The organism is Ferrimonas sediminicola, assembly GCF_005116715.1.
Taxonomy (GTDB): Bacteria; Pseudomonadota; Gammaproteobacteria; order Enterobacterales; family Shewanellaceae; genus Ferrimonas; species Ferrimonas sediminicola.
Genome location: NZ_SWCI01000010.1, coordinates 75,899 through 99,575 on the forward strand (window position 1 = coordinate 75,899; position 23,677 = coordinate 99,575).

Genomic DNA, 23,677 nt, shown 5'->3' on the forward strand with positions numbered 1-23,677 from the left:
CGTTCCCCGATGGGTGGTGCCCCGCCGGTTATGGTCCGGCTTGCGGCGTGTTCGTTGACCCCATCATCGGTGGTGTGACCCCGGGTGAACAGAGACGGACTCGATTCGGTCTGAGAGCCTATTTTTCAACGCGCCGAACAAAACCATTTTTCGTTGGCGCAAAAGACGTATGATAAAGCAATTTTTCCGTTTGGGCTATGCGGAGGAGAGAGATGAGCGACAGCCGCCAGGCAGCGCTGCAGCAATGGTTAAACCAGCTATTTACCCCCCCTGTCGAGGGGGTGGACCTGATCTTCGGTGACGCCAGTCACCGGCGCTATTTCCGCTTCCTCCATCGGGGGGAGAGCTACATCGCCGTGGACGCCCCCCCGGAGCTGGAGGACAGCACCCCTTTCCTGACCATGACCGAGGCCTATGAGCGGGCGGGTCTGCCCGTGCCCAGGGTGATCGCTGCGGATCTCGATCTGGGCTTTATGTGTCAGAGCGATCTGGGGGATACCCACCTCCAGGGCCGGCTCAGTGCGGACTCCCTGTCCCTGTGGTATGGGCGGGCCCTGGCGCTGCTGCCCCGGATCGCCCGGGTGACCACTCGGGCGGGGCAGTCCCTGCCCCCCTATGACGAGGGGTTCCTGCGCCAGGAACTGGCGCTGCTGCCCGAGTGGTTCCATGGCGCCCACCTGGGCAGGGAGGAGGCGCAGCTGCAGCCGTGGTGGCCGGCCCTGTGCGACCGGCTGGTGGCCACTGCCCTGGAGCAGCCCCAGGTGGGGGTGCACCGGGACTTTCACTGCCGCAACCTGATGGTCAACGGCGACGCCCTGGCGGTGATCGATTATCAGGGCGCGCTGCTGGGGCCGGTCACCTATGACCCGGTCTCCCTGTTGAAGGACTGCTATGTGAAGTGGTCCTGGGATTCGCTGGAGCCCCTGTTGCGGACACACTTCCAGCGGCTGCTGGAGCTGGGGGTGATCCCGGCAGACACCGGCTGGCAACGGTTCCTGCGCTGGTATCACCTCACCGGGCTGCAGCGTCACCTCAAGGTGCTGGGGATCTTCGCCCGCCTGAGCCACAGGGATGGCAAACACCACTACCTAACGGATCTGCCCCGGGTGCTGGAGTACGTGATCGAGGCCGCCGGGCTCTATCCGGAGACCGCACCCCTGGCCAGTGCCGCCCTGGAGTGGCGGCAACAGTTGGAGGAACGGCGATGAAGGCGATGATCCTGGCCGCGGGGCGCGGCGAACGGATGCGGCCGTTGACCGACACCACCCCCAAGCCGCTGCTGCCCCTGCAGGGGCGGCCGATGATCGAGCACCACCTTGTGCGCCTGGCCCGGGCCGGTTTCCGGGAGGTACTGATCAACACCGCCTGGCTTGGGGAGCAGTTCCCGCAGGCCCTGGGGGACGGCAGCCGTTTCGGCCTGGCGATCCACTACCAGCATGAGACCGAGGCCCTGGAGACCGGGGGGGGCATCCATCGCGCCCTCGACTGGCTGGGGGCGGAGCCCTTCCTGGTGGTGAATGGCGATGTGTACAGTGAACTGGCGTTCGAGGCGTTGCCGCGGTTGGCGGAGGGGGACCTGGCCCACCTGTGGCTGGTGGCCAACCCGCCCCACAATCCCGGCGGAGACTTCGCCCTGGAACGGGGGCGGGTGCACAGCCAGGGGCCGACGCGGCTGACCTTCAGCGGCATCGGCCTCTACCGGCCGACGCTGTTTGCCGGTTGCTCCCCGGGTCGGTTCCCCCTGGCGCCCCTGCTGAGGCAGGCGATGGCCCGTGGGCGGGTGGCGGGGAGCCGGTTGAACGGACCCTGGTGCGATGTGGGCACCGAGCAGAGATTAATCAAACTGGAGCAGAGACTTAATGCAAATATGGGGTAAGGTGTTCGGCGCACTGCTGGGCTTTTTCTTCGGCCGATTCGCGGGGATGATCCTCGGAGCCTGGCTGGGCCACATCCTGGTGGACAAGCGCCGCGCCCCCAAGGCCGGCCCCCGGCAGAACCTGTTCTTTCACACCACTTTCGCGGTAATGGGGCACGTGGCCAAGGCGTCCGGCCAGGTGACCTCGGCCGACATCGCCCTGGCGTCGGCGGTGATGGATCAGCTGCGCCTGTCTGGGGAGGCCCGCCGGGCGGCCCAGCAGGCGTTCCGCGAGGGCAAGTCCGCCGACTATCCATTGCGGGAGCGCCTGAGGCAGCTGAAGCTGGTGATGGCGTTTCGTCGAGATCTGGCGCGGATGTTCCTGGAGATCCAGATTCAGATCGCCCTCTCCGACGGCAGCATCGATGGTCGTGAGCAGGCGATCCTGGCGGAGATTGCCCACCAGCTGGGCTTCAGCCAGGAGGAGCTGGTGCAGATCATCTCCATGATCAAGGGGGGCAGCCACTACCACAGCAGTGGCGCCCAGGGGCCCAGCCTCGAGGATGCCTACCGCGTATTGGGGGTCAAGCCCAGCGACGATGAGCGCAGCATCAAGCGGGCTTACCGCAAGCTGATGGCCCAGCACCATCCGGACAAGCTGGCCAGCCAGGGGTTGCCAGATGAGATGATGGCCCTGGCCCGTCAGAAGAGCCAGGATATCCAGGCGGCCTGGGAGCGGATCTGCCGGGAAAGGAAGATGAGGTAGCGCCGAGGCTGCAGGTCGGTGTCCGGCGAACAGATCGATGCAAATAAGAATTGTTTGCATCTTGGCGGGTTTGGTGTAGAGTAACCCCAGGGTCGGCCGAGGGCGGCCCTCTCTCATCATCTCCTGCACCCCCTTCTCCCGCTGGGGAGAACCTTCTGCCCTCTGACGCACCATCAGAGGGCATTTTTGTCTCTGTGGCCTTGTGCGCCACTTTTGGTTTCTAATGAAGACTTGGCCATGACAGGAGAACGACGATGAAACAATTGGTGGTTCTGGATGGATACACCCTCAATCCCGGCGACCTCAGCTGGGCCCCCTTCGAGCGGCTGACTTGCTGCCGGGTGTTTGATCGTACCGAGGAGGAGGTGATCCTGGAGCGGGCGTCCGGCGTCCCGCTGCTGCTGACCAACAAGACGCCCCTGACCGCCACCACCTTGGCCAAACTGCCGGAACTGCGCTACATCGGAGTGCTGGCGACCGGTGTCAATGTGGTTGACCTGGATGCCGCCCGGGCCCTGGGAATCACCGTTACCAATGTACCCGCTTACGGGCCGGGTTCGGTAGCGCAGATGGCCATGGCCCACCTGCTGCACCACGCCAGCCGGGTCGCCCACCACCACCGTCAGGTGGCAGCGGGTCAGTGGTGTTCCTGCCCCGATTTCTGTTTCTATGACGGTCCGCTGATCGCCCTGGAGGGGAAAACCCTGGGGGTGGTGGGCTATGGCGAGATCGCCAGGCGGCTGGCGACCATGGCCGAGGGGTTTGGTATGAAGGTGGTGGTCACCAGCGCCACCGAGAAGTGTGACCTGCCGGCGGACCGTCGCTGGATGCCGCTGAATGAGCTGCTGGGTTGTGCCGATGTGGTCAGCCTCCATTGCCCGCTGACTCAGGATAACCACAGGATGATCAACGCCCACACCCTGGGATTGATGAAACCCGGTGCCATACTGCTTAACACCGCCCGGGGTCCCCTGGTGGACGAAGAGGCCCTGGCCCACGCCCTGGAGCAGGGGCACCTGGCCGGGGCGGGGCTGGATGTGCTCTCCAGCGAGCCCCCCGCTGCCGACAACCCACTGCTGACTGCGCCCAACTGCAGCATCACCCCCCACAACGCCTGGGCCACCCAGCAGGCGAGGACCCGGTTGATGCGGATCGCCGCCGACAACCTGGCGGCTTTCCTGGCGGGGACCCCGAAAAACCTGGTCTAAAGGGTGGCCAAGGGGGGTCATTGGCCGTGGTGATCCCCGCCGCTATCCCTTACACTTGGGCCAACTCGTCGTCCGGTGGACGGCCCCTTTTTATGACGATGGAATGGAGTGATGTTCCAGGACAACCCGCTGCTGCAGCAGCTCAAAGCACAGATTCGTGAAACCCTGCCCACGGTAGAGGGCCAGATCAAGGCCACCGAGCGGGGCTTTGGCTTCCTCGAGACCGACAAGGGGGACAGCCACTTCATTCCGCCTGCCTACATGAAGAGGGTGGTGCACGGCGACCGGGTCTCCGCGGTACTGCGTACCGAGAAGGAGAAGGCGGTGGCCGAGCCCGACGCCCTGCTGGAGCCGGGACTGGGCCGCTTTATCGCCCGGGTGAAGTTTATCCGTGAGCGCCTCAATGTCATTCCGGATCACCCGCTGATGAAGGAGCCGCTGAGGGCCAGGTGCAAAGGGGTCAAGGGCTCCGAGCTGAGCAATGGCGACTACGTGGTGGCCCATCTGCTCAAGCACCCCCTGCAGGAGGGCGAGCAGCACTTCCTGGTGGAGGTGACCCAGTTGGTGGCCGCCAACGACGATCCACACATCCCCTGGTGGGTGATCCTGGCCAAGCATGATCTGGCCAAGGCGGAGCCGGCGGATCCCCAGGGCTGGCAGGCCCCCGCCGAGGTGGAGCGCCGCGATCTGACCCAGATGCCCTTCGTCACCATTGACGCTGAGTCCACCAGGGACATGGACGACGCCCTCTGCGTGGAGCAGACCGAGCATGGCTGGGACCTGTGGGTGGCCATCGCCGATCCCACCGCCTATGTGAGCGCCGGAGACGAGGTGGACCAGGAGGCGCGCAAGCGGGCCTTCACCCAGTACCTGCCCGGTTTCAACGTGCCCATGCTGCCCCGGCAGCTGGCGGACGAGCTCTGCTCCCTCCACGAGGGGGAGATCCGCCCGGCGCTGGTGGCGCGGATCCCGGTCGCGGCCGACGGTGCCGCCGGCGAGGCGCAGTTCTGCCTGGCCAACATCCGCTCCCACGCCAAGCTGGCCTACGACAAGGTCTCCGATTACCTGGAGCAGCAGGGGGCGTGGCGGCCGAAGGATGCGCTCATCGATGGCCAGATCCAGGCGCTGCACCGGCTGGCCCTGGCCCGCATCGCCTGGCGCGAGCAGCACGCCCTGGTGTTCCCGGACCGCCCCGACTTCCGCTTCGAGGTGGACGACGCCGGTAACGTGCTGGCGATCCACGTGGATCACCGTCGCATCGCCAACCGCATCGTCGAGGAGAGCATGATCCTGGCCAACGCCTCGGCGGCGCAGCTGTTGGCGGAGAGGGCGGGGCAGGGGGTGTTCAATGTCCATGCCGGCCTCGACAGCGAGCGACTGGAGGGGGCCCGCGAGATGCTGGCGGAGAACGGGGTAACCTTCACCAGTGACCAGTTGCAGACCCTGGAGGGCTACTGCCAGCTGCGCCGCGCCCTGGACGCCCAGCCTGACGGCTACCTGGATGCCCGCCTGAGGCGGATGCAGGCGTTTTCCGAGATGGCCGCCACCCCGGGGCCGCACTTCGGCATGGGCCTGCAGGGCTATGCCACCTGGACCTCCCCCATCCGCAAGTATGGGGATATGGTCAACCACCGCCTGCTCAAGGCGATCATCGGTGGCGAGGCCATCGAGGGCCCGGACGCGGAGCTGATCGATCACCTGGCGGCGATGCGCAAACTGCACCGCTTGTGTGAGCGGGATGTGGGCGACTGGCTCTATGCCCGGTTCATGGCGCCTCTGGCAGGCACGCCGCAGCGCTTTACCGGCGAGATCATCGACATCAACCGCGGCGGCGTGCGACTGAGGCTGAAGGAGAACGGCGCCGTGGTGTTTATGCCGGCGCCCTTCATTACCGATCACAAGCCGCGGCTGACGCTGAGCGCCGAGAAGGGCCAGGCCCTGTTCGACGATCAGCCCGCTTTCCGCCTGGCTCAGGAGCTGGAGGTGACGGTCAACGAGGTTCGGGTGGCCAGCCGCAGCATCGTGGTGCAGCCGGTGATCAAGCTGGACTAGTCCCGTGGGGCTCGCCAAAGGCCGCCGTAGGGCGGCCTTTTCCGTTTCTGGGGGGAGATCGCACCCCGGTCGGCATCAGTCGGTGAGCCTGGGCAATCGCGCCAGGTGGATGGAGACGGCGATGCCGATCAGGGCCAGCAGGATCTGGACCGCCGTCACCGGGGCCAGGTAGATGGCGATGGCCATCCCTACCCAGATGCTCACCAGGCTGCCCAGCAGCTGGCGCAGGGTCAGCCCCCGGCGCTCCAGGTAGTTGCGGATCACCGGACCCAGCAACCTGTGGTTGAACAGCCAGGCCTGCATCCTCGCCGAGGAGCGGCTGAAACAGGCCGCGGCCAGCAGCAGGAAGGGGACCGTCGGAATCAGCGGCAGGAACAGGCCCAGCAGCCCCAGTCCGGCGCACAGGGCGCCGGCGCCCATCAGCAGATAGCGAATCGGGGCGGCTCGCCGGTAGGTCTTCACCTTGGCCGGCGCCGCCTGTGGTTGCCGGCTCATCCCTGCACCTCTTCACCCAGCCAGCGCTTTACCGTGGCGAACAGCTCCGGCAGGATGATCGGCTTGGTGATGTGGTCGTTCATCCCCGCCGCCAGGCTCTTCTCCCGGTCGCCGGTCATGGCGTGGGCGGTCATGGCGATCACCGGCAGGGTCTGGGCGTCGGCAAACTTTCGTATGACCCGGGTGGCGGTGAGGCCATCCATTACCGGCATCTGGATATCCATCAGCACCAGATCGAACTGCCCCTCCCTGGCCTGGTCGACGGCGACCTGGCCGTTCTCCGCCACCGTGACCCGGTAGCCGGCGCTCTTAAGCAGCTCGGTGGCCACCTGCTGGTTGATCAGGTTGTCCTCCACCAGCAGGATGTGGGCCTGGGATTCCGGTGCCTGTTCGCTCTCCCTCTCCGCCTGGGGCTGGCTGGCTTCGGCCGGACCCAGGGAGGTCGCCAGCTGGTCGTAGAGGGCGGAGGCGTCAAACGGCTTCTGCAGTACCGCGGCGATCTTGCCCTCCTCCACCTGAGCGGTGAGGGAGGCCCCGGTGTAGGCGGTCATGATCAGTATGGTGGGACGCTTCTCCAGGGTGCCGTCTGCCACCATCTCATCGATGCGCTTGACCACCTCGATGCCGTCCATGTCCGGCATCATCCAGTCCAGCAGCACCACATCCGGGGTGTGCTGAGTCAGGGAGGTCAGGGCCTGCTGACCGTTCTGGGCCAGCTCGACGCTGAACTGGAAGTCCCTCAGGTAGGTGGAGTAGATCTGCAGGGCGGTGGGGTTGTCGTCCACCACCAGGGCGCTGAATTGGCCGCCGTGGGGGGCGCGCAACCTGGTGTCCTGGGGCGGTTGTTCCACCCGCTTGGCGTCGATGGTAAAGCTGAAGGTGGAGCCCTGTCCCGGGACACTGTGGACGCTCAGATCTCCCCCCATCAGGTTGACCAGGTGCTTGCTGATGGAGAGCCCCAGGCCGGTGCCGCCGAAGCGGCGGGTGGTGGAGCCGTCCGCCTGGTTGAAGGCGTCAAACAGGTGCTTCTGCTTCTCCTCCTCGATGCCGATGCCGGTGTCGCGCACCCAGAACTTGAGGCGGATGCGGCCGTTGTGCTCCTTGAGGTCTTCACAACCCAGCTCCACCTCGCCGTTCTCGGTGAACTTCACCGCGTTGGAGAGCAGGTTGATCAGTACCTGGCCCAGGCGCAGGGGGTCGCCAATCAGGTGCAGGTTGGCGCTGACCGAGGAGAACAGCTGCAGGTCCACCCCCTTCTCCTGGGCCTTGAGGGCGTTGAGGCTGACGGCGTGCTCCAGCACCTGGTCCAGGCTGAAGCGGGTCTGCTCCAGCTCCAGCTTGCCCGCCTCGATCTTGGAGAAGTCGAGAATGTCGTTGATGATCCGCAGCAGGGATTCGGCGCTGTACTTGGCCTTCTCCAGGTAATCCTTCTGCTTGGGGTTGAGCTCGGTGCGCAGCGCCAGGTGCATCATGCCGATGATGGCATTCATCGGAGTGCGGATCTCGTGGCTCATGTTGGCCAGGAACTCACTCTTGGTGACGTTGGCCAGCTCGGCATCCTGCTTGGCCTCCAGCAGGATCACCTCGTGCTCCTTCTGCTGGGTGATGTCCTTGTGGGTACCCAGCAGTCGTTTGGGTTCGCCCTCCTCGTCCCGCTCCACCAGCCGGCCCCGGGAGAGGATCCAGCGGTAGTGGCCATCCTTGCCCTTCATCCGGAACTCGATGTTGAACGGGTTGCTGGAATCGTCCAGGTAGGCATCGATGTAACTCTCCACCCGCTGGCGGTCGTCGGGGTGCATCAGCCGGTAGTAGGTCTCGATCAACAGGGGAAACTCACCCGGTTCATAGCCCAGCATGGTGTAGTAGGCGGGGTTGCAGATCAACTGGTTGGCATCCAGGTACCAGTCCCACACCCCGTCCTCCACCGAGTCCATCGCCAGATGGTAGCGCTCTTCAGACTGTTTGAGCTTCTCCTGCTGCTCCGACTCCCTGGTGACGTCACGCCAGACGATGATCAGCCCCAGCAGTTCGCCCCGGCCGTTGTAGAAGGGCAGTTTGAGGACATCCATCAGCAGGGAGCGGCCATTCTGTTCGCTCTGTTCCCGGTAGCGCAGCGGCACCCGGTCACGCAGGATGCGGGCGTTCTCCTCGGTGATGCGCCGCCCCTCCTCGCCGCCGAGGATGTCGTTGACCGTCAGCCCCAGCAGTTCGCTCTCCTTGTGGCCCATCAGGGTCTCGGCGGAGCGGTTGCAGCCGAGGATCCGCCCCTCCACATCCTTGAACATGATCGCTTCCGGCATGGCGTCGATCAGCGAGCGCATCAGGGAGAAGTCGCGCTCGCGCCGCTCGTTGGCCTCCTTCAGCCGGGCGGTGCGTTTGGCCACCAGTTTGTCCAGGCGCCGGTTCTGGGCCGCCAGGTGCTGGGTATATTGCTGGTTCTCCTCGAAGGTGCGGGAGATCAGCTCGAACCAGGGTTGCCAGCCCTCCACCACCCTCTCCGGGGGCGGGGTCGGCTGGTGGGCGCAATCCTCCAGGTGGTTCAGCAGCTTGGATGCCGGGCTGACGAAGGCTCGCCGGGTCAGCCAGTGGACCACGGTCACCAGCAGCGACAGGGCGATGATCACCATCAGGAAGGTGGACTCCAGCTTCTCCCAGGCGTCCGCCACCACCTCCTGCTCCGGCTGCAGGTAGAGCAGCGACCAGGGGGCGTTGCTCAGCTTTACCGCCCGCACATAGTAGCCGTTGATCAGCCTGGCCCGGCTGTCGTCCAGCAGCTGATCCAGCGGCACGCTGTGCAACTGGGCGGGGATCCGCTGGCTCAGGTGGTAGGTGCGCGGCAGCTCGTCCAGGTGCATGTCCGGGTAGGAGAGCACGTTGTTGGCCCGGTCCAGCAGCAGCACGGTACCGGGCAGATCGAAGTAGCGTTCCAGCTGCTCGGTCAGGGTGGAGAGCTTCAGCTCCATGAAGATCGCCGCCAGGAAGGTGTCGCCGATATACACCGGAATCCCCACGGTGGTGGCCAGCTTGTCGTCGGTGGTGCGGTGGGCGTCCGACCAGAACACCCGGCGGTCTGGGTTCATCTGCGGCCCGGCCATGTCGAACAGCGGGTTCTCCAGCATCTGCGGATCGAACCGGTGATCCGGGCCGGGCCAGGGATAGATGGACATCATCTGCTGCCTGGAGAGGTAGTAGATGTTGGCGCTTTTGGGGGCCATCTGCTTGGTCACCGGCATGCTCAGGGACATCTGGTAGAGGGTGTCCAGCTCGCGGTAGAACAGGGGGGAGCGCCCCTCCAGGGGGCCGACGCCGGAGATGTGGCCCTTCTCGGCGAAGGTGTGGCGGGCGTTGCGGTAGTCGGGTTTGAGGGAGAAGCGCTCCCCCTCCAGCACGAACTGGTTGTGGGAGGAGAGCTGCTCCAGGGTGTTGGCGCCGGAGTTGCGCATGTGGATGGTGGTGAACTCCTGCAGCGCCTGCACCGCCCGGATGCTGGCGTCCAGCAACAGCTCCACCTGGTGGGAGTGCTGGGTCACTTGCTCGACCTTCTCCGCCAGCAACTGCTCTTTCTGTTTGGTGAATACGCCGGCCGCCACCAGCAGGGAGAGGACCACCACCCCCAGGTAGGTGTAGAACACGGCTTTGTTGTAGTTGTTGAGAATCGGCGTCTTCACGAGTGCGCTTTCCAGGTGCGATGGAGCTGAGAGGACCCCAGTGTAACAGAGCTTAGATTGGGATGGGACTGAGGCGCCTGCCCAAGGCAGGCGCCATTAGGGGTTACATCTCCTGTTCGGCAAACTTGGCCAGCCGCGAGCGCACCACGCCATTGAGGTAGACGTTGGCGCTGCCCTCGAACATCTTGAACCGCTCCACCACATAGGTGAGCCCCGAGGTCACCGCGGTCAGGTAGTTGGAGTCGATCTGGGCCAGGTTGCCGGAGCAGACCAGCTTGGTGCCCTCGCCCATGCGGGTGATGATGGTTTTCAGCTGCGAGGGTGTGAGGTTCTGGCATTCATCCAGCAGTACGAAGGCGTTCTGGATGGAGCGGCCGCGCATGAAGTTGATGGATTTAAACTGGATGTTGGCCTTGTCCATGATGTATTGCAGGCTGCTGGCGGGGCTCTCATCCTGCTTGTGCAACACCTCCAGGGTATCGGTGACCGCCGCCAGCCAGGGGGCCATCTTCTCCTCCTCGGTGCCCGGCAGGAAACCGATGGACTCGGCGATCTCCGGGGTGTTGCGGGTGACGATCACCTTGTCGTACAGTCGCTGCTCCACCACCTGCTCCAGGGCGGCGGCCAGGGAGAGCAGGGTCTTGCCCGAGCCGGCCGGGCCGGTGAGGATCACCATGTCGATCTCCGGATCCATCAGTGCCTGCAGCGCCATCCCCTGGTAGATGTTCTTGGGGTTGATGCCCCAGGCGTGATAGCTCATCAGCCGATCCTGGCCGAGATCGCGGATCACCACCTCGCGGTCGTTGACCGATTTCACCTGGCCGCAGAAGTCCCGGGAGTCGTCGATCAGGTATTGGTTGAGGTAGAGAGACTCCTCCTCCAGGGCTTCTCTCGACAGGGTGTGGAACACCTCCCGGCCAAATTGTTCGCTGGTGACCTCCTTGATCCGCTCCCACAGGCTACCCTTAAGCTCGGCAAAACCTTTGGCGAGGAACTGGATGTCGTCCACCAGCTGGTCGGTGCGATAGTCCTCCACCTTCTCCAGGCCGGCGCCCTTGGCCTTGAGGCGCATGTTGATGTCCTTGGTCACCAGGACGATCTCGTCGTTGCCGATCTGCTGCAGGTAGAGGGCGGAGTTGATGATCAGGTTGTCGTTGTTGTCTCCGGGCAGGGCCACGGGATTGGTGAAGGTGATCTGATGGTCGGGGAAGATGGAGAGGGTGCCCAGTTCCTCCTCTGGGGCGTTGGGGTGGTTTAGGGGAACCCCTTTGAGGATCTGCTCCGGCGACGCGTCGCTCAGACAATCTTCCAGGGTGCGGATGGCAACACGGGCATCGCGGCTGACGTCTTTTCTTCGGTCCTTAATCTGGTCGAGTTCTTCGAGGACGGTCATGGGAATGACCACGTCGTGTTCTTTGAATGAGTAAATGGCGAGGGGTTCGTGCAGCAATACGTTGGTATCCAGCACAAAGCGTCTTTTGTTCTCTAAACCCATGGCACCTCCACTATGACGGATGGAATTTAGGCTAGGCTCGACAGATAACAGTTCTATGACGGCTTCAACCCTAACATGGCAGATGGAAGGGCGTTTGACCAGCATAATTTGAGGGTGAATCACCGGCCCGCTTCCGGTAACATACGCCCCCTTTTCAGCCCTCTAGCCGAAATAATTAGGAGACAATTCGTCCATGTCATTCGCTCTCGGACAACGTTGGATCAGCGATGCTGAATCCGACCTGGGCCTGGGTACCGTGGTCGCCATCGAAGGGCGTATGGTCACGGTTCTGTTCCCCGCTACCGGAGACAACCGCATGTTTGCCCGGGAAGATGCCCCCCTGACTCGGGTGGTGTTCAACCCCGGTGACACCATTACCAGCCACGAGGGATGGACTCTGGAAGTAGAGCTGGTGCACGACAGGGATGGCCTGCTCTCCTACGAGGGGGTACGCGGCGACACCGGAGAGAACGACACCCTGAGGGAGACCATGCTGGATCACCAGATCCGCTTCAACAAGCCCCAGGATCGCCTGTTTGCCGGCCAGATCGACCGCATGGAGTACTTCGTGACCCGCTACCTCAGTCAACACCAGCGGCACGCCATGTTGAAGAACCCGCTGCGCGCCCTGCAGGGGCCCCGCGCCGGGTTGATCCCTCATCAGCTCTATATCGCCAACGAAGTGGGCCGCCGCCACGCCCCCCGGGTGCTGCTGGCGGACGAGGTGGGTCTGGGCAAGACCATCGAGGCGGGTCACATCCTCCATCAGCAGCTGCTCTCCGGCAAGGCGGAGCGGGTGCTGATCCTGGTGCCCGAGACCCTGCAGCACCAGTGGTTGGTGGAGATGCTGCGTCGCTTCAGTCTGCGCTTCTCCCTGTTCGACGAGGAGCGCTGCATCGAGGCCCTGGCCGACTGCGACAACCCCTTCGAGACCGAGCAGCTGGTGATCTGCTCCCTGGATCTGCTGCGCAAGAAGAGCCGTGTCCAGCAGGCGCTGGAGGCCGACTGGGATCTGCTGGTGGTGGATGAAGCCCACCACCTGGAGTGGAGCGAGTCCGCCCCCAGCCGTGCCTACCAGATCGTCGAGCAGTTGGCCGAGGCCGTTCCCGGGGTGCTGCTGCTGACCGCCACTCCCGACCAGCTGGGCCACCAGAGCCACTTCGCCCGGCTGCGGCTGCTGGACCCGGACCGTTTCTATGACTACGACGCCTTCATCCGTGAGGAGCAGAGCTACCAGCAGGTGGCCGATGCCGCCGACGCCCTGCTGGCCCGCCGCCCGCTGTCCGAGGCGGAGCAGCAGGCCCTGGCCGAGCTGCTCAGCGAGAGCGACATCGCCAGCGAGCTGACCACCATCCAGGGCGGGGACGATGGTGCCCGGGATGTCGCCTGCGAGGCGCTGGTGAGGGAGCTTCTGGATCGTCACGGCACCAGCCGGGTGCTGTTCCGCAACACCCGCAGCGGTGTCTCCGGCTTCCAGGGGCGTGAGCTGAACCTGCATCCCATGGCGATGCCCAAGCAGTACGCTACCGCCATGCGGGTGAACGCCATGCTCGGTGGCGGCAACGCCAGCCAGAAACTGATGAATCAGCTCTATCCCGAGAAGCTCTACCAGGAGTTCGAGGGGGCCAACGGTACCGCCAGCTGGTGGCAGTTCGACCCAAGGGTCGGCTGGATGATGGAGTTCCTCAAGGCCAACCGCAGCAAGAAGGTGCTGGTGATCACTTCCAAGGCCGCCACCGCCCTGCAGCTGGAGGAGGCGATGCGCACCCGTGAGGGGATCCTGGCCTCGGTGTTCCACGAGGGGATGTCGATCCTGGAGCGGGACAAGGCCGCCGCCTTCTTCGCCCAGCAGGAGGGCGGTGCCCAGGTGCTGATCTGTTCAGAGATCGGCTCCGAGGGGCGTAACTTCCAGTTTGCCCACCAGCTGATCATGTTCGATCTGCCGCTGAACCCTGACTTGCTGGAGCAGCGCATCGGCCGTCTGGACCGCATCGGCCAGAGCCGCACCGTGCAGATCCATGTGCCCTACCTGGAGGGGACCGCCCAGTACGCCCTACTGCGCTGGTACCACGAGGGAATGAGCGCCTTCACCGAGACCTGCCCCAGCGGTCACCTGCTCCACGGCGAGTTCGGCGACAGGATGCTGGCGCTGCTCTCGGGTGACCAGGATGAGGCGGCCCTGGAGGCGCTGATCCGGGCTACCGCCGAACGCAATGCCGAGCACAAGGCCAAGGCGGAGGCCGGTCGAGACAAGCTGCTGGAGCTCAACTCCCACGGCGGCGAGGCCGCCGCCGTCCTGGTGACCGCCCTGGAGCAGGCGGACGAGGACACCGACTTCATCAGCTTCATGCTGAAGTTGTGGGATGTCATCGGCGTGGCCCAGGACGACAAGGGGGAGAACGCCGTGGTGCTGCAGCCCACCGAGCAGATGTTGTTCCCCAGCTATCCCGGACTGCCGGAGGATGGCCTGTCGGTCACCTTCGATCGCGATACCGCCCTCTCACGGGAGGATTTCCAGTTCCTCACCCCGGCCCATCCCCTGGTGGCATCCGGCATCGATCTGATCACCTCTAGTGACACCGGCAGCACCAACGTGGCCCTGCTGAAGAACAAGGCGCTGCCCGCCGGCACCCTGTTCCTGGAGATGATCTTCCTGGTGGAGGCGGTGGCCCCCGGCGAGGTGCAGATCGGCCGCTTCCTGCCTCCCACCCCGGTGCGGGTGCTGCTGGACAAGAGCGGCAAGGACCTGGCGGCCAACGTCAGCTTCGACAGCTTCAACCGTCAGCTGACCCCGCTCAACCGTCACACCGCCACCAAGCTGGTGAGCGCCAGCCAGGCACTGCTCCACAGCCTGATCAAGCAGGGTGAAACCTTGGCCCAGGAGCAGCTCACCACCCTGGTGGCCGAGGCGGAGCTGGAGATGACTCGCCAGTTGGGCGGCGAACTGAGCCGTCTCGAGGCGCTGAAGCGGGTGAACCCCAACATCCGTGACAGCGAACTGGACGCGGTGCGTGAGCAGGTCAGCCTGGTGAGCGCCCACCTGGGCCGGGCCCAGGTCCACCTGGATGCGTTGCGGATGATCGTGGTGACCCCGGAGTAACCACGAAAAAGGCGACCCTGGAGGTCGCCTTTCTTTTTTGGGGAGCCAGTTACTCCTGCTTGGAGTCGACCACCTCGCCCTCGATGATCACCCCGGAGGCATGATCCACATCGGTGTCCCTGGGGGAGCCGGTGCGCCCGGGACGACGGTAGCGCCAGACGGCGTTCATGGTCCAGAACACCAGGCTGGCCAGCAGCACCAGGGGCAGCATCAGCAGCAGCAGCGGTACCATCAGCAGCAGAAGGACCAGCCCCATCCCCGAAGGCTTGATGATGCGGAACCTGTGTTGCCAACCCGCGATGCCGCTGGAGAACTGATTCATAGTCCGTCCTATCTCTGTCTTTGTCGGAAAATCGTACACCTCTTAGTATTGTAAAGCCCCTTGGGCTGATGACAAGGGGTTGGGGCTAGTTGTCACGGGTGATACAGTGTGGGTCAAGTTGTGTGTCCAAGTCGTCCCATGCTGTTACGAACCGTTCTGTTTCTTCTGCTCGCCGTGCCTCCCGCCTTGCAGGCGGCGGGGCGTCTTACCCCAAGTCATACCGCCGGAACCCTGGGCGATGTGCTGCTGCTGGCCCAGGCCGAGGATCCGGGGTTTACCCTGCTGGCCAACGCCTTGGAGCGTCAGCTGCCGGAAAAGGGCTGGCAGGTGCGCCGGGTGGACGCCCTGCCGGAGCAGGCGCCGGCCCCGGACGGCGTGTGGCTGGCGGCGGGGGCCAGTGCCGGAGCCCTGGTCAGCCGCATCACCCGGGAGGGCTGGGCCTCTCCCCGGGCGCTGGTGCTGATCGGCGCCTACCAGAGTGGTGAGTCGCCGTTGGCCGAGGCCCTGGTGGAGCTGCCCTCGGCGGTGCTGGATGTGGTGTCCGACTGGGATCACCCCGTGGCCCTGGCGGAGCGTACCGAGCGAAGACGGCAGGCCCAGCGCAGCAACAAGCGCAACTACCGTCAATGGCGCAGCTACCTGAACTACCATGAGGGGGAGGACCACGATGAGCTGGTCAGTCGCATCCATGGCTGGTTAAAGCGGCAGTTGCACACCGGCAAAGCGAAGCGTTGAGTATACTGCCTTGAGTTGAAAGGAGATTGGCCCTACAATCGGCGCGCCAAATTTTTTGAGTGGATCAAAATGGACCCTAGCACGAGTAGTCCCGGTTGGGACGACACGAAAAACTCGAACACCAAGCTGAAAGACGGCACCGAAGCCCGCCTCTGACAGGGATCCTCTCCCTGGCGTGCATGCTTCGATGTCCATGGAGATGAAGCATGCAAAAAGACACCCTTTTTGCCACCCTGGAAACTGCAGTAACGGCCGGCGACAAACAGTCTGCCCGGGCGACGCTGGAGCTTGCCCACCCGGCGGACATCGCCGAAGCGATCTGCGAATTCACCGCCCAGCAGGCGGTGCACTACCTGTCGCTGCTGTCCCTGCCGGATCACGCCGTACTGTTCGGCTACCTGACGCCCCATGCCCAGGCGGAGATCGCCCGGGAGATGAGCCGCAACGATCTGGCGGCGCTGTTTTCCCAGATGGAGGCGGATGAGCGGGCCGACCTGTTCAACCGCCTCAGTGAGGAGGATCAGCACACCCTGCTGCCCGGCTTGGCCCAGGCAGAGCGGGAGGATGTCCGTCGTCTGGCCAGCTACCCGGAGGAGACCGCCGGGGCGTTGATGACCTCCGACTACGCCACCCTGCGCGGCCACTGGCCGGTGCGTAAGGCACTGAAAAAACTCCGTCTGGAGGCCCCGGACAAGGAGACCATCTACCAGACCTATGTGATCGATGCCAACCGCCACCTGGTCGGCACCCTGTCGCTGCGGGAGCTGATCCTGGCCAACCCGGACCGGCTGGTGGAGGAATTGATGCGCACCGAGGTGGTGCACACCCAGGTGGATGAGGACCAGGAGGTGGTGGCCAAGAAGATTCGGCACTACGACCTGCTGGCCCTGCCGGTGCTGGACGCCGAAGATCGCCTGGTGGGGATCGTCACCTACGATGACGCCATGGACGCCGCCGTCGAGGAGGCCACCGAGGATGCCCAGAAGAGTGCGTCGGTGGCCAAGCTGGACGCGCCGATGAACCAGGTGACCGGCTGGGAGCTGTACCGCAAGCGGGTGTTTTGGCTGGTGCTGCTGGTGTTCGGCAGCCTGCTGTCGGGGGCGGGGATCGCCTATTTCGAGGACACCATCGCCAAGTACGTGGCCCTGGTGTTCTTCATGCCGCTGCTGGTGGGCAGCGGCGGTAACGCCGGGTCCCAGTCGGCGGCCCTGATGGTGCGGGCCCTGGCCACCGGAGAGGTGGCGATGAAGGACTGGGCCAAGGTCCTGGGGCGGGAGTGCCTGGTGGCCGGCGCCCTGGGGCTGACCATGGCCGTGGCGGTGTTTGCCCTGGGCTGGTTCCGCGGCGGGGTGGAGATCGCCTGGGTGGTGGCCTTCGCCATGGTGTCGGTGGTGATGGCCGGTTCCTTGATCGGCCTGTGCCTGCCCTTCATCCTCAGCCGGGTGAAGCTGGACCCGGCGACCGCCTCCGGCCCCCTGGTGACCACCATAGTGGACGCCACCGGGGTGCTAATCTACTTCGGTTTCGCCACCACGATTCTCGGGTTGTAATCACCCACTGAAAAAAACAGGAAGCCCTGGCCATGCGCCGGGGCTTTTCGTTTAGGCCCGGGTTTCCCCCAGGGTCTGCCTCGGGGGCATCTGATAGTTCACCGGGTGGCGCTCCCGGTGCACAAAGTGACGGGTGTTCTTGTAGGGCAGCTTCATAAAGCCGGAGATCCCCTGGTCGCGAATCTGGGGTACCTGGGCCAGGATCCGCTCCAGGCAGTTGCTGAACTCCCCCTGCCGTTCGGGATCGAGCAGCCTCAGGTAGGAGTGCAGCTTCATGTGGGTGGGCAGCACCTCGAAGATGATGCAGCCGGTGTGGTGGATGGCGTTGAGCTCCCCCAGGGCGGTCATGATCCCCTCGGGCAGGGTCAGGTTCTCATCGGGATCCCGGCCATCCTCGAAGTAGCTGTGCAGCCGGCTCTGGTCTTCCAGCTCCGGTACGTCGGACAGATCGAAGCGGATCCGCTGCTCCGGCACCGGCAGGAAGGGGTGTTGCGCCGAGTCACGCTCGAAGTGCAGGGTGTCGCGGGCGTTGAAGAAGCACGCCTTGAACAGCCCCAGGTGAGGGATGGACTGGGCCAACTTCACCAGGGTGTTCACCGCATGGGTGAAGGGGGCCCGCAGTGTGGGGTCGAACAGGTTGAGGCTGGAGTCGATGGCCACCCCGCCGCCATGCCAGTGCAGGGCCAGGCCGCCGAGGATGGGGAACTCCCCCAGTCGGCCGACGGCGGTGACGAACGCCTTCTCCACGTCCCCCATGCCCACCAGATAGTCCCGGTAGTAGCGGTCGATTTGGATGTCGCCGCTGGGCAGGGCCGCTTCCCCCTGGTGTTGCTGCAGGAAGGATTTGCGCGAACTGTAGGCCACGGTGTCGATCCCCTGGCCAAACTGGTGCACCCACACCGGCAGGGTGGGGCTGAGTGGCGGCTCCGGTTGGGCCGGCGGCTGCCAGGCCGGCCCCTGGGTCAGCCGCCGAATGAACTGGTCGCCTCCCTGGCGCTGAACCCTGGGGTCGTCGCTGAGCATGGCGTCCAGGGTATCGGCGAAGGGCTTGGGCAACCCCAGGCTGGCGGCGGGCAGCACCGTGTGGCCGAACCGGCTGGGCAGTCCCGAGGCCAGGGCGTAGAGGGTGCCGGCGACCCCCTGTTCATCGAACCTGGGGGAGGAGGGGCGCCCGGTCAGCTGGTCGGCGCCGATGAAGTAGAGATCCCCCATGCGGGCGTTGCTGTGCAGGGGCTCGCCGCCGACACCCAGGCCGGTGGCGGCGATGGGTTCCCCCTGGTCATCCTGCTGGGCGAACACCGCCGACCCCCAGTCGATGAGAGACAGCTTGTGGGAGAGGGGGTCGAACACCAGGTTGGAGGGTTTGATGTCGCCGTGGACGATGGGGCGGGGCAGATCCTGCCTCAGGTAGCGCAGCAGTTCCGCCAGCTGGCGGCTGATGGCGGCCAGCCAGGGCAGGGGCAGCGGACCGCAGCGCAGGGCCAGCTGGGCCAGGTCCCGCCCCGGGGCCAGGCTCATCACCATGATCCCCTGCAGCTTCAACTGCTGATAGCGGATCAGCCTGGGGATGTTGGGGTGGCTGACCTGATTCAGCATCCAGGCCTCCTCCTCCAGCCGGGCCTGCAGGTGCACCGGTAGGGTGATGCGGGAGAACTTGAACACCTGCTCTCCCTCCCTGGGGTGGCGCCCGGCAAAGACGAAGCCATACACCCCCTTGCCGACGAAGCGGATCTGCCGGTATCCCAGCCTGGTCAGCTGCTTCTCACACAGCCTCAGCCATTGCTTCAGCTTCTGGGCATCGTCGTGCTTGAGAAGATAGATCGACTGCTCTTCGGCGATGTAAAAATGGTGTAGCGGCGCCGTGTCTCTCATGGAACTCCCTGTATTTCACAGCCTTGCGTACAGTCACCGGGTGAAGTTGGACTTTTCTTTCCTGTTAAGCCCGATTACCGCCATAGAAAAGCGGTCATTACCTTGATCAAAATCAAGGGTTTCGGGACGGTTTGTGTGATTATTGGATCCGCATTGTAACACGGGAGACCTAGAGATGGCCGAGGTTGCCGCCGCGCCCACAGTCGCCGAACTGGTTGAATTGTTAAATTATCCGCGCAATAAGATGCGCGACAACATGGATGTGCGCTTCTGTCCCCATGCGGTGTTCTATAACCCGGTGGACGAGCGGTGCATCTATTGTCATCAGGGCATGGAGTGCAAGTGGCTGAATCATAATGATGAGCTGGTGGCTGTCGAGCGTAAGTCCATGAAGGAGTTTCGCCGCGAGCTGACCCTGGCTTGTGACTACGTGGAGGCTCAGTTAACGCCGGCCCACCTATCCCGCCGCGCCTGCAGTTGCGACAACTGCAAGTGGCTGGAGAGAGTTCGGGCAGTCCTCTCCAAAGAGTGGTAATGACATTCTTCCAGTGAGCAGGTAAGGTGCCAAGCCTGGACAGAGCAGGATTGGCACTTTATGGACGCATCATTCTGGCACGATAAGTGGGAGAACCAGCTTATCGGCTTTCATCAGGACGACATCAACCCCTTCCTCAAGCGCCACTGGTCGGCCATCGGCCACGACCGTGGGCGCATTTTGGTCCCCCTGTGCGGCAAATCCCTGGACATGGTCTGGCTGGCGGATCACGGTGAGACCGTGGTGGGCTGTGAGCTCAGTGAGCTGGCGGTGACCAGCTTTTTCCGGGAGCGTGGCCTCTCGCCCGAGGTGGAGACCCATTCTTCCCTGACATGTCACCGCGCCGGGGCGTACGAGCTGTGGCAGGGGGACATGTTTCAGTTGCAGAGCCAGGACCTGGAGCCCGTCAGCGCCTTCTACGACCGGGCGGCGCTGATCGCCCTGCCTCACGAGATGCGTGGCGCCTACTGGCGGAAGCTGGCCAGCCTGATGGCGCCGGGGACCCAGGGCCTGCTGATCACCCTGGATTACCCGCAGCAACAGCTGTCCGGTCCCCCCTTCGCCATCGGTGAGTCGCAGCTGCGGCAGCTGAGTGACGGGCTGTTCCGGGTGGAGCTGCTGGCGCGCGTCGACGTACTGGCTCAGAACCCCCGTTTCCTCAACAAGGGGGTCGAGCGCCTGGACGAACTGGTGTTCCGGTTGACGAGGCTGTAACCGGGAACGGATGCCTCCCTAGGCCAGCGACAGCAGGAACGGGATCAGGATCGGTGTGGCCAGGCTCAGCAGGAACCCCGAGACGATGGCCACCGGCACCACCCGGGGGCCGCCGGTCTGCTGCAGCACCGGCAGGGTAAAGTCCATGGCGGTGGCGCCGCCATAGCCGATGGCCGAGGCGGGCGACCAGCGCATCAGCGCCGGGATCAGTACGATGGCGATCAGCTCGCGGCTGAGATCCGCCAGGAAGGCCACCGAGCCCAGCACCGGCCCCAGGCCGTCGGTAATCAGAATCCCCGACAGCGAGTACCAGCCGAACCCGGAGGCCAGGATCACTCCCTGCAGCAGCGGCAGGCCGTGAATCGCCGCGGTCAGTGCCCCGGCGGCCAGGGAGGTGAGCGCCACCACCGCGGCGATGGCCAGCCCCCTGGGATTGAGCAGGATGCCGCGCAGTCCCAGGTTGGAGCCCCTCAGCTGGATGCCGATCAGCGCCAGCAGCACCATCAGCGCACCGTTGGCAGTGGATTCGATCAGGCTGTGGGGCAGGGTCACCATCAGTCCCACCACCACCCCGGCCGCCACCACCAGCGCCAGCTTCAGCGATTCCATCACCAGCTTGGCCAGCGGTTGTTTGCTCTGGCCCAGATCCAGGCTCAGGGGCCAGCGCCGGTCCACCAGGGGTAGCGCCGCCAGGTTCAAAGTCAGGGTCAGGCTGATCAGGGTCAGCAGCAGCACGCCAATGGTGCCCAGTTCCGACGCCAGGTTGTCCACCTGGGCCAGTGAGAGCCCCATCAACGCCAGGATCAAGTAGACAATGCCGCTCAGGATCCGGTCGATGCCAGCAAGCAGGCGACGGTTGGTCACAGGCACCAGGTAGCCGCCGAACAGGGGCAGAAGAATGATCAGGGATTCCAGTGACATGAACGCTTACCTCAGTTTTGGACACCGCAGGTTAGCAGGGCCGTCTTCAACCTACAACTTCCAGGCCGAGGGAGCCAGGACGACGATTTCTTCAGGCCGCCGGCTGCGCCAGGGAACGATGACTCCGCCCTGGGGCCCCGTCAGCCGGGGTCTTCAGGTTGGCACTCCCCGCGCCAGACAGGCGGTTCTCCCCCCGCCGGCGGGAGAGGATCCGCTCGGTTTCGTGTATACTGTGCGCTTCGATTTTTTAGGTTGGAGTAGCACCTTTGCAATTTTCTGAACTGGGCCTGGATAGGCGGCTGGTAGAGCGGATGGATCATCAGGGGTTTCAGCAGGCGACTGAGATCCAGCAGCAGGCCATTCCGGTTGCCATCGCCGGCAAGGATCTGCTGGCCTCCTCCAAGACGGGATCCGGCAAGACCCTGGCCTACCTGCTGCCGGCGGTTCAGAGAGTGATGAAGCAGAAGGCCCTGAGCAAGCGCGATCCCCGGGTGGTGGTGCTGACGCCAACCCGTGAACTGGCCAAGCAGGTCTACGGTCAGCTGCGCAGCCTGATCTCCAACACCAGCATCAAGGGGATGCTGATCCTCGGCGGCGAAGATTTCAATCAGCAGAGCAAGGATCTGGCCAAGGACCCACACTTCGTCATTGCCACCCCGGGCCGCCTGGCGGATCACCTGGAGCACGGTCACCTCTACCTCAACGGCTTGGAGCTGCTGATCCTGGATGAGGCGGACCGGATGCTGGATCTGGGGTTTGCCGATCAGCTCAACGCCATCCACAAGGCGGCGGATCATCGCCGCCGCCAGACCCTGATGTTCTCCGCCACCCTGGACAGTGCGGTGGTCAGCGAGTTTGGTCAGGATCTGCTGAGCGCCCCGGCCCGGGTGCGCATTGACGCCGAGCAGCAGATGCACGCCAACATCCGCCATACCTTTATTTTGTCGGACCATCTTGACCATAAGCAGGCGCAGCTGATGAAGCTGCTGCAGGAGAAGCCGTTCAACCAGGCGATGCTGTTCACCGCCACCCGGGCAGACACCGACCGTCTGGCCCAGTTGCTGGCGGAGCAGGGCTACACCACCCTGGCCCTCTCCGGTGATCTTGGCCAGGCGGCCCGAAACCGCATCATGGAGGAGTTCGCCGCCGGTAAGGCGCAGATCCTGGTGACCACCGATCTGGCCAGCCGCGGCCTGGACATCAGCCAGGTCTCCATGGTGATCAACTTCGATCTGCCCAAGCACTCCGAAGAGTACATCCACCGCAGCGGTCGTACCGGCCGGGCCGGTGCCACCGGCGACGCCTACTCTCTGGTGGGCCCCAAGGACTGGAAGGCGGCGGAAGATCTGCAGCGTTTCCTGGGCCAGAGTCTGAGCTTCGAAGCCCTGGAGGGGATGGAAGCCAAGTTCAAGGGATTCAAGCCCAAACCCAAGGCCAAGAGCGTCAGCAAGGGCGACAAGGGTGGCCCGAACAAGGCGGCGCCGAAGAGATCTGCCGCGCCCAAGAAGAAGCGCAAGACCGCCTTTGTGCTCAAGGACGCCGGCGAGCTGCCCTTCATTCCGAAGAAGCCCAGCTCAGAGGAATAAAGAAACGCGCCGGAAGGCGCGTTTTTCTTTTGGGGGCGGAGTCGCTGTTACTCCAGGCCGTCGTCGACGTCGTCGTCCTCAGGCTCCAGCATGCCCCAGCCGTCGCTCTTACCCTTGTACTTCTTGCACAGGGCGGTCAGGGTCTTCTCTATCTCGCAGATAGGACCATGCTCAGGCACCATCTCCGTCACCAGGCGCAGCTCCCACTCCTTGGCGGCTTCGTTGTAGTTGAGGTAGAGGCCACTGCCCGGGTACTCCTTCTGTACCCGCTCAGCCGCCTTGCGGCCCTGCTCCTCGTCGGCAAACAGCACGTAGAAGTCCAGCATATAGGGCTGGCTCAGATCGATGCCTTCACCCTGCATCAGTTCCAGCAGTTCGCCGGTGGGATCGGAGGGAAATGTCATGGGATCTCTCTTTGGTTAAAACTCGATGGAGGGGCGGGCCCGCTTCTTGGGGGCACCACTGCCGACCTTGGCTTTGGGTTGGGCGTTGCCATCGGCGGGGGCGATGATCACCTGTTCGCCGTTGAACTGGACATGGTCGCCGGCCACCAGCTTACGGCGCTTGCGGGTTTCCAGCTCGCCGTTCACCTCGACCAGCCCTTCGCTGATCACCAGCTTGGCGTCACTGCCGGAGCCGACCCAGCCCTGAACCTTCAGCACTTTATACAGCTCGACGAAATCACACCCCGGCATTAGGGGCAGTTGCTCACTCATCTGTCTCTGTCCTGTTACATCAACGGCGATAGTATAGCGGCATTCGCCGGAGAAGCGGGAGCGTCAAAGGAAGGAAAAAAGGTGCAG

Annotated in this window: 18 protein-coding genes and 1 pseudogene; 11 read left to right on the forward strand and 8 right to left on the reverse strand. The window is 64.2% G+C overall.

Going from position 1 to position 23,677, the window contains the following annotated elements:
• Positions 1–212 precede the first annotated feature (212 nt).
• The 5 genes from FCL40_RS14225 to FCL40_RS14245 all read left to right on the forward strand — a co-directional run bounded on the left by FCL40_RS14225 (position 213) and on the right by FCL40_RS14245 (position 5,881).
• On the forward strand, positions 213–1,208 hold the full coding sequence (locus tag FCL40_RS14225) for an aminoglycoside phosphotransferase family protein (RefSeq protein WP_169307133.1): 996 nt from the start codon (positions 213–215) through the stop codon (positions 1,206–1,208).
• Positions 1,205–1,876, forward strand: coding sequence for an N-acetylmuramate alpha-1-phosphate uridylyltransferase MurU (gene murU / locus FCL40_RS14230; protein ID WP_136853965.1), 672 nt, complete (start codon positions 1,205–1,207; stop codon positions 1,874–1,876). Before FCL40_RS14225 ends, murU begins: the two co-directional genes overlap by 4 nt.
• Complete coding sequence (djlA, locus tag FCL40_RS14235) at positions 1,860–2,621, forward strand: co-chaperone DjlA (protein ID WP_136853966.1); 762 nt, start codon at positions 1,860–1,862, stop codon at positions 2,619–2,621. The genes murU and djlA overlap by 17 nt, the downstream gene beginning before the upstream one ends.
• A 254-nt stretch (positions 2,622–2,875) precedes the next feature.
• A complete protein-coding gene (locus FCL40_RS14240; protein WP_136853967.1) occupies positions 2,876–3,829 on the forward strand; it encodes a D-2-hydroxyacid dehydrogenase in 954 nt (317 codons plus the stop codon).
• A gap of 111 nt (positions 3,830–3,940) precedes the next feature.
• Positions 3,941–5,881, forward strand: a complete 1,941-nt coding sequence (locus tag FCL40_RS14245) for an exoribonuclease II (RefSeq protein WP_136853968.1) — start codon at positions 3,941–3,943, stop codon at positions 5,879–5,881.
• A gap of 75 nt (positions 5,882–5,956) precedes the next feature.
• Here FCL40_RS14245 and FCL40_RS14250 read toward each other — a convergent pair whose 3' ends face one another.
• The 3 genes from FCL40_RS14250 to FCL40_RS14260 form a co-directional block, all read right to left on the reverse strand.
• On the reverse strand, positions 5,957–6,376 hold the full coding sequence (locus tag FCL40_RS14250; protein ID WP_136853969.1) for a YbaN family protein: 420 nt from the start codon (positions 6,374–6,376) through the stop codon (positions 5,957–5,959).
• The gene (locus tag FCL40_RS14255) at positions 6,373–10,044 is read right to left on the reverse strand and encodes a response regulator (protein WP_229360338.1); all 3,672 of its coding nucleotides are present in this window, start codon (positions 10,042–10,044) and stop codon (positions 6,373–6,375) included. Before FCL40_RS14255 ends, FCL40_RS14250 begins: the two co-directional genes overlap by 4 nt.
• 103 nt (positions 10,045–10,147) lie before the next feature.
• The gene (locus tag FCL40_RS14260) at positions 10,148–11,539 is read right to left on the reverse strand and encodes a PhoH family protein (RefSeq protein ID WP_136853971.1); all 1,392 of its coding nucleotides are present in this window, start codon (positions 11,537–11,539) and stop codon (positions 10,148–10,150) included.
• Positions 11,540–11,732: 193 nt separating this feature from the next.
• Here FCL40_RS14260 and rapA point away from each other — a divergent pair, with 193 nt between their 5' ends.
• Positions 11,733–14,639 carry an RNA polymerase-associated protein RapA gene (gene rapA / locus FCL40_RS14265; RefSeq protein ID WP_136853972.1) on the forward strand — a complete coding sequence of 969 codons (2,907 nt, stop codon included), beginning with the start codon at positions 11,733–11,735 and terminating at the stop codon, positions 14,637–14,639.
• A 49-nt stretch (positions 14,640–14,688) separates the two neighbouring features.
• Here rapA and FCL40_RS14270 read toward each other — a convergent pair whose 3' ends face one another.
• Positions 14,689–14,961: a hypothetical protein gene (locus FCL40_RS14270; protein WP_136853973.1), complete on the reverse strand. Its 273-nt coding sequence runs from the start codon at positions 14,959–14,961 to the stop codon at positions 14,689–14,691.
• 138 nt (positions 14,962–15,099) lie between these two features.
• Between FCL40_RS14270 and FCL40_RS14275 the strand changes: the two genes are divergently transcribed.
• Positions 15,100–15,696, forward strand: a complete 597-nt coding sequence (locus FCL40_RS14275; RefSeq protein WP_136853974.1) for a DUF3530 family protein — start codon at positions 15,100–15,102, stop codon at positions 15,694–15,696.
• Between the two features lie 206 nt (positions 15,697–15,902).
• Complete coding sequence (gene mgtE / locus FCL40_RS14280) at positions 15,903–17,246, forward strand: magnesium transporter (RefSeq protein ID WP_136853975.1); 1,344 nt, start codon at positions 15,903–15,905, stop codon at positions 17,244–17,246.
• Between the two features lie 51 nt (positions 17,247–17,297).
• Here mgtE and FCL40_RS14285 read toward each other — a convergent pair whose 3' ends face one another.
• Entirely contained in the window at positions 17,298–19,118 is a 1,821-nt protein-coding gene (locus tag FCL40_RS14285) for a protein kinase domain-containing protein (protein WP_136853976.1), read from the reverse strand.
• Between the two features lie 175 nt (positions 19,119–19,293).
• Here FCL40_RS14285 and FCL40_RS14290 point away from each other — a divergent pair, with 175 nt between their 5' ends.
• A complete protein-coding gene (locus FCL40_RS14290) occupies positions 19,294–19,653 on the forward strand; it encodes a hypothetical protein (RefSeq protein WP_136853977.1) in 360 nt (119 codons plus the stop codon).
• Positions 19,654–19,713: 60 nt separating this feature from the next.
• Positions 19,714–20,367 carry a thiopurine S-methyltransferase gene (locus FCL40_RS14295; protein ID WP_136853978.1) on the forward strand — a complete coding sequence of 218 codons (654 nt, stop codon included), beginning with the start codon at positions 19,714–19,716 and terminating at the stop codon, positions 20,365–20,367.
• 18 nt (positions 20,368–20,385) lie between these two features.
• Here FCL40_RS14295 and FCL40_RS14300 read toward each other — a convergent pair whose 3' ends face one another.
• On the reverse strand, positions 20,386–21,288 hold the full coding sequence (locus tag FCL40_RS14300; RefSeq protein ID WP_136853979.1) for a lysine exporter LysO family protein: 903 nt from the start codon (positions 21,286–21,288) through the stop codon (positions 20,386–20,388).
• Between the two features lie 266 nt (positions 21,289–21,554).
• Between FCL40_RS14300 and FCL40_RS14305 the strand changes: the two genes are divergently transcribed.
• Positions 21,555–22,874, forward strand: a complete 1,320-nt coding sequence (locus tag FCL40_RS14305) for a DEAD/DEAH box helicase (protein WP_136853980.1) — start codon at positions 21,555–21,557, stop codon at positions 22,872–22,874.
• 47 nt (positions 22,875–22,921) lie between these two features.
• Here the strand turns inward: FCL40_RS14305 and FCL40_RS14310 are convergent, their stop codons facing one another.
• On the reverse strand, positions 22,922–23,278 hold the full coding sequence (locus FCL40_RS14310) for a ribonuclease E inhibitor RraB (protein ID WP_136853981.1): 357 nt from the start codon (positions 23,276–23,278) through the stop codon (positions 22,922–22,924).
• 90 nt (positions 23,279–23,368) lie between these two features.
• Positions 23,369–23,590 (reverse strand): annotated as a pseudogene (locus FCL40_RS14315) (RNA-binding S4 domain-containing protein); the annotation flags it as partial.
• Positions 23,591–23,677 lie beyond the last annotated feature (87 nt).